This window comes from Ketobacter sp., from assembly GCF_003671495.1.
Taxonomy (GTDB): Bacteria; Pseudomonadota; Gammaproteobacteria; order Pseudomonadales; family Ketobacteraceae; genus Ketobacter.
In genome coordinates, this window is the sequence record NZ_RCHN01000034.1 from 116,645 (window position 1) to 131,394 (window position 14,750).

The 14,750-nt window shown below is 58.0% G+C and carries 11 protein-coding genes; 8 read left to right on the plus strand and 3 right to left on the minus strand.

What is annotated here, in order from left to right:
- Window positions 1-50: 50 nt before the first annotated feature.
- Entirely contained in the window at window positions 51-953 is a 903-nt protein-coding gene (gene xerD, locus D9N14_RS16795; protein WP_290581827.1) for a site-specific tyrosine recombinase XerD, read from the minus strand.
- 413 nt (window positions 954-1,366) lie between these two features.
- Between xerD and D9N14_RS16800 the strand changes: the two genes are divergently transcribed.
- Window positions 1,367-3,247: a diguanylate cyclase gene (locus tag D9N14_RS16800; RefSeq protein WP_290581829.1), complete on the plus strand. Its 1,881-nt coding sequence runs from the start codon at window positions 1,367-1,369 to the stop codon at window positions 3,245-3,247.
- A gap of 6 nt (window positions 3,248-3,253) precedes the next feature.
- Entirely contained in the window at window positions 3,254-5,185 is a 1,932-nt protein-coding gene (locus D9N14_RS16805; RefSeq protein ID WP_290581831.1) for a diguanylate cyclase, read from the plus strand.
- Here the strand turns inward: D9N14_RS16805 and fabR are convergent.
- Window positions 5,145-5,768 carry an HTH-type transcriptional repressor FabR gene (gene fabR, locus D9N14_RS16810; RefSeq protein WP_290581833.1) on the minus strand — a complete coding sequence of 208 codons (624 nt, stop codon included), beginning with the start codon at window positions 5,766-5,768 and terminating at the stop codon, window positions 5,145-5,147. The two genes, D9N14_RS16805 and fabR, sit on opposite strands and share 41 nt — an antisense overlap.
- A 269-nt stretch (window positions 5,769-6,037) precedes the next feature.
- On the opposite strand from fabR, the gene D9N14_RS16815 reads away from it, so the two are divergent.
- From D9N14_RS16815 to D9N14_RS16840, 6 genes are all read left to right on the plus strand, one after another.
- Complete coding sequence (locus D9N14_RS16815) at window positions 6,038-7,165, plus strand: flavin reductase family protein (protein ID WP_290581835.1); 1,128 nt, start codon at window positions 6,038-6,040, stop codon at window positions 7,163-7,165.
- Between the two features lie 16 nt (window positions 7,166-7,181).
- Window positions 7,182-8,309: a fatty acid desaturase family protein gene (locus tag D9N14_RS16820; protein ID WP_290581837.1), complete on the plus strand. Its 1,128-nt coding sequence runs from the start codon at window positions 7,182-7,184 to the stop codon at window positions 8,307-8,309.
- 67 nt (window positions 8,310-8,376) lie between these two features.
- The gene (locus tag D9N14_RS16825; protein ID WP_290581839.1) at window positions 8,377-8,694 is read left to right on the plus strand and encodes a hypothetical protein; all 318 of its coding nucleotides are present in this window, start codon (window positions 8,377-8,379) and stop codon (window positions 8,692-8,694) included.
- A gap of 227 nt (window positions 8,695-8,921) precedes the next feature.
- Window positions 8,922-9,434 carry an outer membrane beta-barrel protein gene (locus tag D9N14_RS16830; protein ID WP_290581842.1) on the plus strand — a complete coding sequence of 171 codons (513 nt, stop codon included), beginning with the start codon at window positions 8,922-8,924 and terminating at the stop codon, window positions 9,432-9,434.
- Window positions 9,435-9,551: 117 nt separating this feature from the next.
- Entirely contained in the window at window positions 9,552-10,988 is a 1,437-nt protein-coding gene (mgtE, locus tag D9N14_RS16835) for a magnesium transporter (RefSeq protein ID WP_290581844.1), read from the plus strand.
- A 54-nt stretch (window positions 10,989-11,042) separates the two neighbouring features.
- The gene (locus D9N14_RS16840) at window positions 11,043-12,821 is read left to right on the plus strand and encodes a hypothetical protein (protein ID WP_290581846.1); all 1,779 of its coding nucleotides are present in this window, start codon (window positions 11,043-11,045) and stop codon (window positions 12,819-12,821) included.
- Between the two features lie 21 nt (window positions 12,822-12,842).
- On the opposite strand, the gene D9N14_RS16845 is transcribed toward D9N14_RS16840, so the two are convergent.
- Window positions 12,843-14,612: an acyl-CoA dehydrogenase C-terminal domain-containing protein gene (locus D9N14_RS16845; protein ID WP_290581848.1), complete on the minus strand. Its 1,770-nt coding sequence runs from the start codon at window positions 14,610-14,612 to the stop codon at window positions 12,843-12,845.
- Window positions 14,613-14,750: the final 138 nt, after the last annotated feature.

Consider the following 14,750-nt stretch of genomic DNA (forward strand, 5'->3'; position numbering starts at 1 on the left):
TAGACCACAAGTTCCAGCCAGGGGTAATGAAAATACCCCACCGGACAGGGTCACCCCCTGGGGTGGTGCTCCCGATGCAGCTCCTGCAACCGATGCCGGGCCACATGGGTGTAGATCTGGGTGGTGGACAGATCGCTGTGTCCAAGCAGTAACTGCACCACCCGCAGATCCGCCCCATGATTCAGCAAATGGGTGGCAAAAGCATGACGCAGCGTGTGTGGAGACACCGCCGCCTGCACGCCCGCCAGCGTGACATAATGCTTGATCCGATGCCAAAACGTTTGCCGCGTCATCTGGTCACCGCGGTTGCTGGGGAAAAGGACGTCGCTTTCGGGGTTGCGCAGCAGCTCCGGCCGGGCTTCCTTTGCGTATTGCAGCAACCAGCGGATCGCCTCCTCCCCCATGGGCACCAGGCGTTCCTTGCTGCCTTTGCCCATCAGGCGAATCACCCCTTGGCGCAGGTTGAGATCGTAGGTGGTCAGCGACACCAGCTCGCTAACCCGCAGTCCACAGGCGTATAGCAACTCCAGCATGGCCTTGTCCCGCAAGCCGATGGGCTGTTCCAGATCCGGCGCCGCCAACAGGGCTTCCACGTCCGCTTCACTCAGGGTTTTGGGGAGGGGTTTGCCCAATTTGGGCATTTCAACCCGCAGGGTGGGGTCCACCGCTACCAGGGATTCCCGCAGGCAATACTGATACAGTCCCCGCACCGCAGACAGGAAGCGGGCAGTAGAGCGGGCATTGAACTGCTGCTCATAGCGATGGGCCAGATAGCGGTTCAGATCCCCGTGGGACGCCTTGAGTATGTTGATTTCCCCTTGCGCGTCCAACCATTTGGCGTAGGCCATGAGGTCCTGCCGATAGGAATTGAGGGTGTTGTCACTGAGTCCCCGTTCCAGCCAACAGGCGTCCAGGTACTGATTCACCAGGCTGGTGGAATCGGTCAGGCCCATAAATGCAGTCAACCTTGATCAAAAGTATGATCAAAAGCATATCAAATACCGGGCTTCATAACAGAGGGTACTAAGAAAAAACGGGGCCCAGGAACTGGGCCCACAAGGGCTAATCCGCCTCGCAAACCGCGGATAAAAAAGGAGAAATCAGGAGATTGAATGCGCCACGAACAAGAATTACGACCAGTGCGGAAACCAGAATCACGAGTGTTACAGCTTTCATAGAGGACCACCTACTGCGTTTCTTATTGTTGTAACTCCATAATACGCCCGCTTGATATAACTACAATGCCGCGACACAGCATTACAGCGCAACCACACAGTCGGGCAACAATTTATAGGATCAAGTTACATTTCCTCCCCCTGAACTACACTTTCAATAAGATAGATTCAAGGAACCGAACCAGGAAACCATGCCCCTTCTAGTTGTGCTGCTTTTTATGTTGTCTGACCCGGCACTGGCCAACGTGGATGTTGGCGGGACAGCCTTCGGTTCGGCGGCGGTCACCAGCTCCATTCGCTTTCTGGAGGATGCCCCGGGTCAGCTCCGGTTGCAGGACATCCTCACCATTCCGGACAACGACTGGAAGCGCAATAACGGGCAGCACTTCTCCCAGGGTTACAGCCGCTCCGCCTGGTGGCTAAAGGTTCCCCTGTCGAACTCAGCCCCGGCTACGTTCACCCGGTATCTGGAGATTGCCTACCCCAACCTGGATCAAGTTCAGGTATTTGTAGTGGCCGGCGAACACACCACGACATTCAACCTGGGGGACAAACTGCCCTTTCACCAGCGTCCCATCAAATCCAACCATTTTGTGATTCCACTCCGCTTTCCGCCCGACAGCCGGCAGGATGTGTATCTACGCATTCGCAGCGACAGCGCGGTGCAGGTTCCGCTGACACTGTGGGAGAAGCAGCACTACTATGACTGGACGCGGGTGGAGAGCCTGTTGCAGGGCTTTTATTTCGGTGTGATGGCGGTGATGACCCTGTACAACCTGTTCGTCTTTCTGGCGGTACGGGAACGCAACTTCATCCTGTACGTGTGCTTCGTCTCCTCACTGCCGTTGTTCATTGCCGGATTGAAAGGCTTCAGTTTCGAGTATTTCTGGCCCAACCATCCGCAACTGAACGATCACGCCATCGTGGTGCCACTGTGCCTGGCGCTGTTTTTCGGCGCCGTGTTCACGGAGAGCTTTCTTAAGGTCAGACAACTGGGTCAGTGGGCCGTGACCCTGTTTCGTATCCAGCAGATCAGCATCCTGGTCATGTTGCTGGTGTCGCTGGTGGTGAGTTACCCAAGCGTCATCCGGTTGCTCATTCCCATGGCAATTCTGTCCTGCTGCCTGGGCCTGGTGTTCGGCCTGCTGATGTGGAATCGGGGCGGCCTGGCTGCCCGCTACTACACCGTGGGCTGGTGTGCCTTCCTCAGCGGTGGCCTGGTGCTGGGCCTCAACAAACTGGGCCTGGTCCCCACCAATGTCTTCACCGAAAACACCTTACAGGTGGGATCCGGGGTGGAGGTTATCCTGCTGTCATTCGCGCTGGCGGCAAGCATCAATGAGGAGCGACGCCTGCGCTCCGAAGCACAGAGTGAAGCGTTACGCGGGGAACGGGAAACCCGGATGGCGCGGGAGCAGGCCCTGCAGATTCAACGGCAGGCCACGGAAGAACTGGAATTCAAAGTGCAGGAACGCACCACAGAGCTGGAACATCTTAACCGGCAGCTGTCTGAGTTGAGCGACACCGATCAATTGACCGGTTTGAAAAACCGACGTTACCTTGACCGCGTCCTGCTGGAGGAACTCACCCGCTGCAGGCGCTATGGGCGAGGCTTGTCCGTCATCCTGCTGGATATCGATCACTTCAAGCAGTTTAACGATCAATACGGGCACATGGTGGGAGACGATTGCCTGAAAGCAGTGGCGAGTGTATTGGCGGAGAGTGTGCGGGAGGGCGTGGATTGGGTCGCCCGTTACGGCGGTGAGGAGTTTTGCATCCTGCTGCCGGAAACATCCCTGACTTGCGCACAGGCGGTGGCAGAGCGACTGCGGCAGGGGGTCTACAACATGCCATTCAAGGTGCGGGACACGCAGGTCACTGTTTCGATCAGCCTGGGTGTCACCGAGGTGCACCCGGACCAGGAGCCCACACCGGAACAACTGATCGCGCAGGCCGATTCCGCGCTGTATCAGGCCAAACAAAACGGACGCAATTGCACCGTGCTGGCGGACAACAGAACATCCGCTGCCAAACCGACAACAGGCTGCCACCACGGCAGAAGGCTGGGATAGGGAATAATGAACAGATCAGGGCGGATCGCCAACCAAACCGGTGCCGGACTATGGTGTACGGTATTGCTATTGCTGATGTGGATCCTGCCGGGCACCACACCGGCGGCCGAAGCGTTCCAACTGCAAGCCACCGTTCAGCAACAGCCGTTGGCGGGTTATCTGTATTATGTCCAGGATACGGCAAGCGCCCTCACCATTGAGGATGTAAAAAACCTGCCGGCAGAAGCCTGGCAGCATAACACCCGGCAGGCGTTCAACCACGGTTACAATGACGCCACCTGGTGGCTGCGAGTCACCATCAGCAACCGGGACAACGAGCGCATAAACCGTCTGCTGGAAATCAGTTACCCGGTACTGGACTATCTGACGGTGTTCATCATCGACCAACAACAGCAGCAGGTGCTGCATCTGGGCGACAAGCTACCGTTCGACCAGCGCCCCATCAATCACCGCAATTTTGTAATCCCCCTGCAATGGCAGGCACAGGAAACCCTGACCCTGTACCTGAGTGTGCGCAGCTCCAGCTCTATTCAGGTGCCACTGACCCTGTGGGAAGAGCACGCGTTCTTCAACTATGACCGCACCCAAACCCTGATCCACGGTGTCTATTACGGCATCATGTTTGTGATGGTCATGTACAACCTGTTCGTGTATCTGGCAGTGGGCGAACGCAACTACCTGTATTACGTTTTATTCGTCTGCAGCATGCCTTTGTTTCTGGCCAGCCTCAGTGGTTTTGCCTTTCAGTACCTGTGGCCCAACTATACCCAATGGAACGATCAGGCCATCCTGGTGACCTTGTCGGCGGCGGTGGCCTTCGGCTCCCTGTTCACCCATAACTTCCTGCGTCTGTATGAACTGCGTGGGCCCATCCGCTACCTGGGATACGTGTGTGCCGGGGGTGCCTGCGTCATCATCATCATGGCACTGCTGCTGCCCTACAACATTGTGATTCGCACCCTGATCCCCTTTGCCGGCGTGGTCTGTTGTTATGTGTTTTCCAGCGGGGTGTTTCGTTGGTACAGCGGTGGCCTGTCAGCGAAGTATTACACCATTGCCTGGAGCTCTCTGCTGGGCGGCGGCATCCTCCTGGCCCTCAGCAAATACAATTTTCTACCCAAGAACCTGTTGACGGATTACGCCACCCAGATTGGCTCCGCCCTGGAAGTCACCCTGTTATCCTTCGCGCTGGCTGAACGCATCAACCAGGAAAGGCGCATGCGCTTTGAAGCCCAGCAGGATGCGCTGAACACCGAACGGGAACTGCGTCACGCCCGGGAACAGGCACTGGAAATCCAGAAACAGGCCACCGACTCGCTGGAACAACGGGTGCAGGAACGCACCCGGGAACTGGAGCAACTGAACCGCAAGCTGGAAGAGTTAAGCGATACCGACCAGCTCACCGGGCTCAAAAACCGGCGCTTTCTGGATCGGGTACTGGAAGAGGAATACGCGCGCTGCTGTCGCTACCAGCACTCCATCGCCGTCCTGCTGATGGACATCGACCACTTCAAGCAATTTAACGACACCTATGGCCACCTGATCGGCGACGAATGCCTGCGGGAAGTGGCCCAGGCCATCCGCCGCGGTCTGCGCTGGCCCAGTGACCGCCCCACCCGTTACGGCGGTGAGGAATTTTGCGTGTTGTTACCGGAGACCGACGAGGAAGGTGCCCTCACCGTGGCGGAAAGAATTCGCGAATGTGTGGCAACCATGGAATTCACAGTGAAAGACGCGCCGGTACCGGTGACGGTCAGCATCGGGGTGATGGTCACCGTTCCCACAACAGACGACCATTTTACCAGCATGCTGTCACGGGCGGATGAGGCGCTCTATCAATCCAAAGCCGACGGCCGCAATCGGGTCACACTGTATCAGCGCGGAGGGGACAATCCCCCTACGACTCTGGCTTCCAGTGCTCCGCCCCAACATAAATAAGCTGCAGTTGGCGCGCCAGTTTGTTTTCAAAATCCTGGCGGGCCTGAGAGCTGACATCCGCCAGATCCAGCAATTGCACCGTGGCAAACGCCATCACCGAGATGGTGAGGTCCGCCAGCACATCCATCATGGTGGGGTCCAGATGCGGGAGCAGATTGAAGCGCTGCAGATCCGCCACCAGCTCCTTGGCGAAGTATTGCAGCTCGCTGCGCACCGCCTGGCGGATGATCATTGAGCCCCCGGTCATGGACTGGGACATGAACATAAAGAACACCCGCTGGGTCACCACATACTGACAGTACTGCTGCACGGAGTCGCGGATGATATGTTGGGGGTTAACGCGGTTTTGGCGCACCTCCCGCATCAACTGCCGCAGCACCAGGCTCAGCTCATCCACCAGGTTCAGGGCCAGATCATCCAGATCCTTGAAATGCCGATAGAACGCGGTGGGCACCACGCCGGCCCGCTTGGCGACCTCCCGAATACTCAAACTGGAAAAATGCTGACCTTCCTCAACCCACTCCAGCGCCGCATTCATTAAGGACTGCCGGGTCTGTAACTTCCGTTCCTGACGGTTCTTCATTCTTATAAGCCCACCTCATGTCAGTGCGCAATTGTACGCCGAAGCACACCAACATGACCAGATTTCCGCCTCCGATTATCCGCTTCACCGGCTACAAAAAGCTCCATAAAACCTTTTTAGGTTTACACATGAACACTATTTTACAAATCATATATATCTGTTTTATATGCATTTATTATCCATAATGATAATTTCAACACAATCCCTGTTGACACTCGTTTTTCTTATAGTGCACACTTGTACACAGTTACCGAGAGGGAGGCACAAGCATGCACTCAACGACAAGCAAATTCCTGAAACAGGCCCGCACCTGGATCAACAGCAGTCTGTTCAATACCAACCGGGCCGGTGAGTATTTCGAATATTTGCTGGAAGGGGTCGACCCCATGTGGTCTGCCCTGGAGTGCAAGGCCAAAGTGGTGGGCGTCAAACAGGAAACCGCCGACACCAAAACCTGGACCCTGCAACCCACAGACGACTGGCAGGGGTTCCGGGCGGGCCAGCACATCCACATCACACTGAGCATCAACGGCGTGCTCAGCACCCGCACCTTCACCATTTCGTCCTCTCCCTATCAGTGGCGCACCGATGGCACCCTGTCCATCACCGTCAAGAAAGTCCCCAACGGCAAAGTCACCGGCTGGATGCACGAACACCTGGGCACCAATGACGTCATCAGCATCAGTCAGGCCGCCGGGGATTTTGTCCTGGAGCAGGAGATGGACGGCAGCGTGGGATACATTGCCGCCGGCTCCGGCATCACCCCCATCATGTCGCAATTGCGCTGGCTGAGCGCCAATCAGATGCCCGTTGCGGCCAAACTGTTGTACTTCGCCAACACCCGCCAGGATTTTATCTTTGGCAGCGAGATCCTTGCGCTCACCCAGACCAACCAGCGGCTGTCCAGCCATCTGATCGCCAGTTATGACGACAGCGACAGCCAACACAAACTGCCGCAAGCCCCCATCTGCGCCGAGCACATTGCCGCGCTGCTGGAGAGCCAGCCCCGCAACATTTACCTGTGTGGCCCGCATCCATTCCGCGAGATCGCCAAATCCCTGCTGCAGGAGGCGGGCTTTGACCTCTGCCGGGTCCACGAGGAAGCCTTTGGCCTGCCGCCCCTGAAAGTGGAAGCCGGGGCACCGGTTACCGTGCGCTTCACTGACAGCGCCACCGAAACCACTACCGATCAGCCAGCCACTCTGCTGGACATGGCTGAGAATGCAGGCCTGAGCCCAACCGCCGGTTGCCGCATGGGCATCTGCTACACCTGCAAGTGCAAGAAAAAATCAGGACAGGTGCGCAACGTGGTGACCGGAGAGCTCTCCGGCAATGCAGAGGAAGACATCCGCATCTGCATCTCCACTCCTGTCAGCAACGTCGACATCGAACTATAAGGACGAGGTAGCCAACATGACCACCGCGACGCAACCGAACGTAGAACAATTACGACCCGAGAACATCAGCTTCAACGCAGCGCAAGGCAACCAACGCCTCACCCAGGAGCAATTCGCCAGCCTGCAGAAAGATTTCGACGATCTGCGCGCCGAGATCGTGGCGGACCTGGGGCAGTCCGACGTGGACTACATGAAGAACATCATTCGAGTACAACGCTATCTGGAAATCGCCGGACGCACCCTGATCCATTTCAGTTTTACCCCCGTGCCTTTCATGCTGGGCGTGGCGGCGCTGTCGGTTTCCAAAATCATGGACAACATGGAGATCGGCCACAACGTCATGCATGGCCAGTTCGACTGGACCAACGATCCCAAACTGCACTCCCGCAATTTTGAGTGGGATACGGCCTGCGATGCCGGCTCCTGGAAGCGCACCCACAACTACGAACATCACACGTTCACCAACATCATCGGCAAGGACCGTGACTATGGTTATGCCGTGTTGCGCCTCTCCGACGACACCCCCTGGCACCCACTGCGCAGCATCCAGATGGTGTACTTCGCGGCTTTGAGTATTTTCTTCCAGTGGGGTGTGGCACTGCACGAGCTGGAGAGCGAGCGTTTACGTGACGGCACGTTCGATCTGGAGGAAAAAAAGCCCTATCTGAAAGGCCTGTTCCGCAAAGGTGCCAAGCAGATATTCAAGGACTACGTATTCTTCCCCGCCCTGGCCGGCCCTTTCTTCTGGAAAGTCATGCTGGGAAATGCGCTGGCCAACCTGGGTCGCAACCTGTGGGCTTCGGCCATCATTTTTTGCGGCCACTTCACCGAACAGGCCCAGGCGTTCACCGAAGAAGAGTGCGAGAATGAAACCAAAGGGGAATGGTATTACCGTCAACTGCTGGGCTCCAGCAACCTGGAAGGTGGCAAACTGCTGCACATCATGAGTGGCCACCTGAGTTACCAGATCGAGCACCACCTGTTCCCCGACATTCCGGCCAACCGCTACGAGGAAATGGGCCCCAGAGTACAGGCGATCTGCGAAAAATACGGCCTGCCCTACAACACCGGCCCGTTCTGGAAGCAATACGGCACCGTGTTGCAGCGGGTCTGGAAATACTCTTTTCCCACCAAAGCAAAATGATGCCTTCCGGTTGTTCCCCATTAATGCTATATGAATGGGGAACAACCGGAACACAGGAAGCTGCAACATGGGATTATTGAACAAAGTCGAACTGCTGAAGGACATGATTCAAACCGCCATCGACAATGGCGCCCGCACCGTGGAGGATGTCCACAAGTCCATCGCCGACATGCCCTTTGAAGCGCTGGAGCGGTCAGGCCTGCTGGACGAGGACCGCCAAAAGCTGCGCGACAAAAACCAGCAGACCATCGGCATGGTGTACGAGAAAATCCGCGAAATAAACCAGAAAGTGGGTGAGCTGGCCTCTGATATGTTCGAAACCCTGGAGGATGGACAACATATATCCAAAGTGATGGATGAAAACGAAAAAAACACACGCCAGTGACCCCCATACCTAGCTGCAACGATCACCCCATCCCGGTCGTTGCGGCAATTTAGCCCCTTTTTGTCCTTATAACCGTCAATAACTTTTTGCCCTATTCCAATAAGTCCACTATATTCCCATGTAACGCGCGCCGACCGGCACATCCCGCTGCAACATCAGGCACGCCACACAGAACAACTCACGCAACTGCAGAACAATAAAAGGCATAAGGTAGCGAGGAACTCCCCATGAAAAAAACGCTGATCGCCGCAGCCATGGCCACGGGGCTGGTATGTGGCTCCCATCAGGCTCTGGCTGATGATTTGTATATCGGTGCTCAATACAACCTTTACACTTTCAGCACGTCTGACCTGGATGATCTGGAACCGGATGGCCTGGCCTTCATCATTGGCGGCAGCCTGAATGAGAACTTCCAGCTGGAAGGTCGCTTTGGACGCAGCCTGAGTGACGACAACGTCCCTGGCGCAGCACTGAAGGTGGACGAGCTGGTGGGATTCTACGTTAAAGGCGGCATGACGTTCGCGGATATGGTATTCCCCTATGTGATTCTGGGTTACACCAAAGTGGATCTGGAATTCTGGGGCGAGCCCCTGGATTACACCGAATCGGATCTATCCTACGGTGTGGGCGCCGATGTGGCTCTGGGGGATTTTAGCGTTGGCCTGGAATGGATGATGCTGCAGGATAAAAGTGATTATGAGCTGGAAGGCCTGAGCCTGTCGGGTAAATGGCGTTTCTAAGCCACCCAGAACCCAGCCCAAGGCCGCATCTCGCGGCCTTTTTTATGGGCGCAACCCTATGCTGTCATCCTGCCTGATGTACAATCAGGCACACCTCAACCACTGTCGGCGAGCAGTATGACCCAACCGGATGAGCGCCCGAAAAAACTGGCCACGCGATTAGCCCCGGTGCTGGAGCAACTCCAACGCCAGACCGTGGTGGAGAGCGTCACCCATCGCCAGCAACAGCAACGTGCCGACCTGATCGAAAACCTGGTGCAGCGGCAGCAACGGGCGGCACTGGTGCGGGAATTGAACAAACTCAACAAAGCCGACATCGGCCACCTGCTGAATATGCTGCCCGCGGACAAACGGCATACCGTGTGGGCGGAACTGCCCAATGCCACCGCGGCCGGGGTTCTGCTGGAGCTGAACGACGCGGTGGCCGAAGACCTGATTGATCTCACCGCTGTGCCACGCCTCCTCAGCATCCTGGAATGCCTGGACAGCGACGAACTCACCGAGATTGACGACCTGATTCCTGCCGCCATCCTGCAACAGGCTATCAACGCCCTGGAAGCCAATGAACGCCGCTGGGTGACTCAGACCATTGCCTACCCGGAAGGCACCGTGGGCGACAACATGAGCCGGGACAGCCTCACCATCGCTGAGCAGGCCACCATCAATGAGGCCATTGAGCGGGTGCGCTCCGCCCCGGAGCTGCCACCCCAGACCGACAAGCTGTTTGTAATCAACCGACATCGGCAACTGGTGGGCATCGTGCCGCTGGTGGAACTGATGCGCCACCCCGGTGAGGTAATGATCCGCGACTGCATGGACACCGACGTAGTGAGCTTCGCCCCCAACGACGACGCCGAGGATGCGGGACAGGCCTTCGAGCGCTATGACCTGATCTCGGCCCCGGTGGTGGACGAGCAACGCCGCCTGATCGGTCGCCTGCGAGTGGAAACCATCATGGATTATCTGCGGGAAGTGGCGGAAAGCCAGGCCCTGGCCAAGGAAGGTTTGAAGGCCGATACCGACCTGTTTGGCCCCATCCTGGAAGGCGCCCGGGAGCGTTGGCCCTGGCTGGTGATCAACCTGTTCACCGCCTTTCTGGCCACCCGTTTTATCAGCCTGTTCGAAGGCACCATTGAACAGCTGGTGGCACTGGCCACCCTCATGCCCATCGTGGCCAGTGTCGGCGGCAACACCGGCAACCAGACCGCGGCGCTGGTGATCCGGGGCCTGGCCATGGAACAGATTCAAGCGGGCAACCTGGGCTATGTGTATCGCAAGGAACTGGTCATCAGCCTGCTCAACGGCACCCTGTGGGGCTCCCTGCTGGGTGTGTTCGCCTGGCTGTTGTATGGCAATCCCCTGCTGGGGGCGGTGATGATGGCCGCGGTCACCCTCAACCTGCTGCTGGCAGCTCTGATCGGCATCAGCGTCCCCCTGCTGCTGGACCGTCTGCACAAAGATCCTGCCATGGGCTCCTCGGTAGTGCTGACATTTGCCACCGACAGCATGGGCTTTTTCCTGTTCCTGGGGCTTGCCACCCTCATCTTGGTCTAACCTTAATCCATACGTTTTCACTTTTTTTTAAACCGGATTAGGTAACTCATCAGCATGCTGAATAAGACCGTCTTCTTCCTCGGCTTGGGATTGGGCTTGGGATTGGCCATCGCACGCAGCACTGCCATGGCCGACACCTTTGACGATGCGGTTGCGCTGTATCTGAAGGGGTTTGATCACTGCACAGAAGCCAAGGATGCCCTTACCGCAGGCAACCTGAGCCAGGCCAGCCGCGCCCTGCAACAATATGAAACCCTGAAAGCACGGGCGGTTGGCATCAACAACACCATTCTGTCCACCAACAAACGCGGCATGGACAGCAACCTGAAGTTCTGCGAGCGGGTGTCCAAGGATATCGAAATTGAGCTGGGCACCCCCATCCTCAACCGCGCCATCGCCGCCTGCGATCAGGCCCAGGCACAGTTAAGGGCCAAGCAACCGGAGCAGGCCAAAGTCAGCTATCAGCAATTCGTTGAACTCAAGCAGGAGGCACTGACCACCTCCCCACGCCTGACCGACCAATTCAGCACCCGCAACCAGATCAGTCGATGCGAGCGCCTGGAGAAAAAGATCACCGGCTTCAGCCAGAAACAGGAAGCCCTGACTGCGGCCATCGACACCGTGGTGGAGGAAAGCGAAGCGTACAATGCTGTGTGCCAGAACGCATTGCAGGGACTCACCGCCAACCCCGGTGATCGCCGCTCCCTGGACGATGCCAAAGCCGCCCTGGGCAGCGCCCGCCAACATCGCGCTGCGGTCATGACCGAGACCCTGGCGCTGGCAGAGCTGGAGGCCAACCCGAACCGGCCGGAAAAATCCCGATCCGACCAAAACCTGGCGGCAGGCGACCGCTGCATGACCAGCCTGCAGCAGAGGGTGGATGTCAGCGAGGCCAGCCTGCAACAGGCCCTGGTGGAGTTGAATGAATACGACAGCCGACTTTCCAAGGGCATCGAACAGTGCCGCTCGGCACAAAGCCAAACCGTCGCCCAGGTGACACAGGAAACGTACGCCGTTGCCCGTGGGCAGTACGAATCCGCCGTGCAGACGCGCAACGCAGTACGCACGGCCCTCAACAAAAGCCAGTCTTACCAGGGTAACCAAAGCACTCCGAAAGCCCGCCAGATCGACGACAAATTAGGCAAACTCAACCGTTGTCTGGAAACCACCCGCAGCCATGTCAGCGAACTGTTCGCTGCCCTGCCCCTGACCAAGCCAGCCACCCCCGCAGAGGCCAAACAAACGGCCGCCGGCAAGAACGGCGGCGTGCCCCCGAAAAAGATCAGTGGCAGCATCAAAATGCTGGATACGACGCCGGAATTCGTGCTGGCCTACATGATGGATGGCTCCGCTCCGGACGAAAACCTGGAAATCACCATCGACTCCGCCGGCTTCGACCACCCTGTGTACATCGTGGGCAACGGCGACACCTTCCGCATCAAGAGCAAGGATTTTTCACCTCACCGCATCCTGGCCACCAACGACCTGTTGAATTTCTCGGAGAGCCTGGCCCGGGTGCAATCCCGACAGTCCCGCACGGCCCGGGTCACCTGGCCTGCCAACACCCTGGTGCAGATCCGCAGCGACCGCGGCAATGTCATCCCCAGCTACATTGCCAACATCGCCTCCAGCCGCTATCAGCTGATCATGTTCGACTTCGGCTCCGATACCGTTAAATTTGAATTGGAGAACCCGAGCGAAGCCGCCAAGGGCTTTCTGCTGATCCCCGGGTTTGACCCCCTGGAAATCAATTTGTCGGAAGGGGAAATCAAAAGCCTGGCGCTGACCCGGGACAAAGAGCCCCGCGGCAGTGTGCTGCTCAAAGGACTGTAAGCAAGCACTCTGAGCCCGCCCCTAGAATTCATCCGCACCGAGCGTGAACAGATCCGAAGCCTCAGTCTGCAGTGTGGCCAATAATCCTTCCACCTGCGGCAGAACGCGATTGAAATAGAACAGCCCGGTTTTGAATTTCGCGCTGCTCTCCTCAGCCCGCTCCATCATCCGCAGCCACATATACCCATAGGACACATAGCCTGCCACATGCAGATAGTCGCAGGCGGCGGCACCCAGCTCCCGCGGGGAAGCCTTGCCCCGCTCCAGCAGGCGACGGGTAAGCTGCTGCAGCTGCGCCACCCGGGTGCGCAGTGCGTGTGCCGCGCCCTGCAGAGAACCCGCATCCGAGCCCTGCTGGACCGCGTCCGCACAGCGACGGATCTCCTCCAGATAGGCTTCCATCCATTCGCCGTCGTTGCTGAATACCTTGCGCTGCAGCAGATCCAGGGCCTGGATACCATTGGTGCCCTCGTAGATCTGGGCAATGCGGGCATCCCGCACCAACTGCTCCTGCCCCCACTCGCGGATGTAACCGTGGCCGCCCAGCACCTGTTGTCCCAGCACCGTGCACTCCAGTCCCATGTCGGTAAAAAACGCCTTGGCCAACGGCGTCAACAACGCCACCCGGGCATCCGCCAATGCTTTTTGCTCATCCGTCGGGCCATGTTTCGCTGCGTCCAGCTGTAAGCCCAGATAAACCGCAAACGCCCGCCCCGCTTCCGTCAAAGACTTCATGGTGAGCAGCATGCGGCGCACGTCCGGATGCACGATGATTGGCTCTGCTGCGGTTGGCGGCTGACCCGGCCGGCTGTCACGCCCCTGCAGCCGCTCCCGGGCATAGTCGCGGGCGGTTTGATAGGAGGCATCGCCACAGCCGAGCCCCTGAATGCCGATGGACAAACGCTCGCAGTTCATCATGGTGAACATGCACTGCAGCCCGCGATTGACCTCTCCGACCAGATAGCCACGGGCCCCATCAAAATTCATGACACAGGTGGCAGAGCCCTTGATGCCCATTTTGTGTTCCACCGAACCACAGGTCACCCCGTTCAGCGGACCCAATTCCTCCCCATCCAGCAGCGCATATTTCGGCACCAGGAAGAGGGAGATCCCGCGGGAACCGGCCGGCGCATCCGGCAGCTTGGCCAGCACCAGATGGATGATGTTGTCCGCCAGATCATGGTCCCCACCGGTAATGAAAATTTTGGTGCCGGTGATGGCGTAGGTTCCATCCTCCTGCGGCTCAGCCCGGGTGCGAATCAGCCCCAGGTCACTGCCGGCATGGGGCTCAGTCAGGCACATGGTGCCACTCCAGCGCCCGCTGTACAGATGGGGCAGAAAGCGTTGTTTGAGCGTCTCGGAACCGTGGGCATCCAGGGCCAGACAGGCGCCGGCAGACAGCGCCGGGTACAGGTTGAACGCGCTGTTGGCGGCATACATCATTTCATCCACCAGCACCGACAGGGATTTCGGCATGCCGAGGCCACCGTAGCTCGGATTGCCGGTGAGCGCGGTCAACCCGGCAGCGCAGAATGCCTCATAGGCGGCGGCAAAACCGTGCGGCGTGGTCACCCGGCCGTTATCCCACTGCACACCCTGCTCATCGCCGGTGCGATTCAGGGGCGCCAGGGTGGAGGCCGCCAGTTTGCCGGCCTCCGCCAACATGGCCCGGGCCGTGTCCGGGTCCAGCTGGCCGGCCAGCGCCGGCCACTGAGCCCAGTACCGGGGCGCCTCGAACACATCAAACAAGAGAAACTCCATATCCTGCAAGGGGGCCTCATATCCGGGCATAGTCACCTCTCCACCGTCAGTTTGTTAATTTTGCAAACAACCATTTCCGCAAATTATTGGAATCTGCCCGATCTATTGCAAAGAAAACCACCCAAAAACGTGCCCACCTGCAAATCCCTTTGCAAACCTTCATTAATT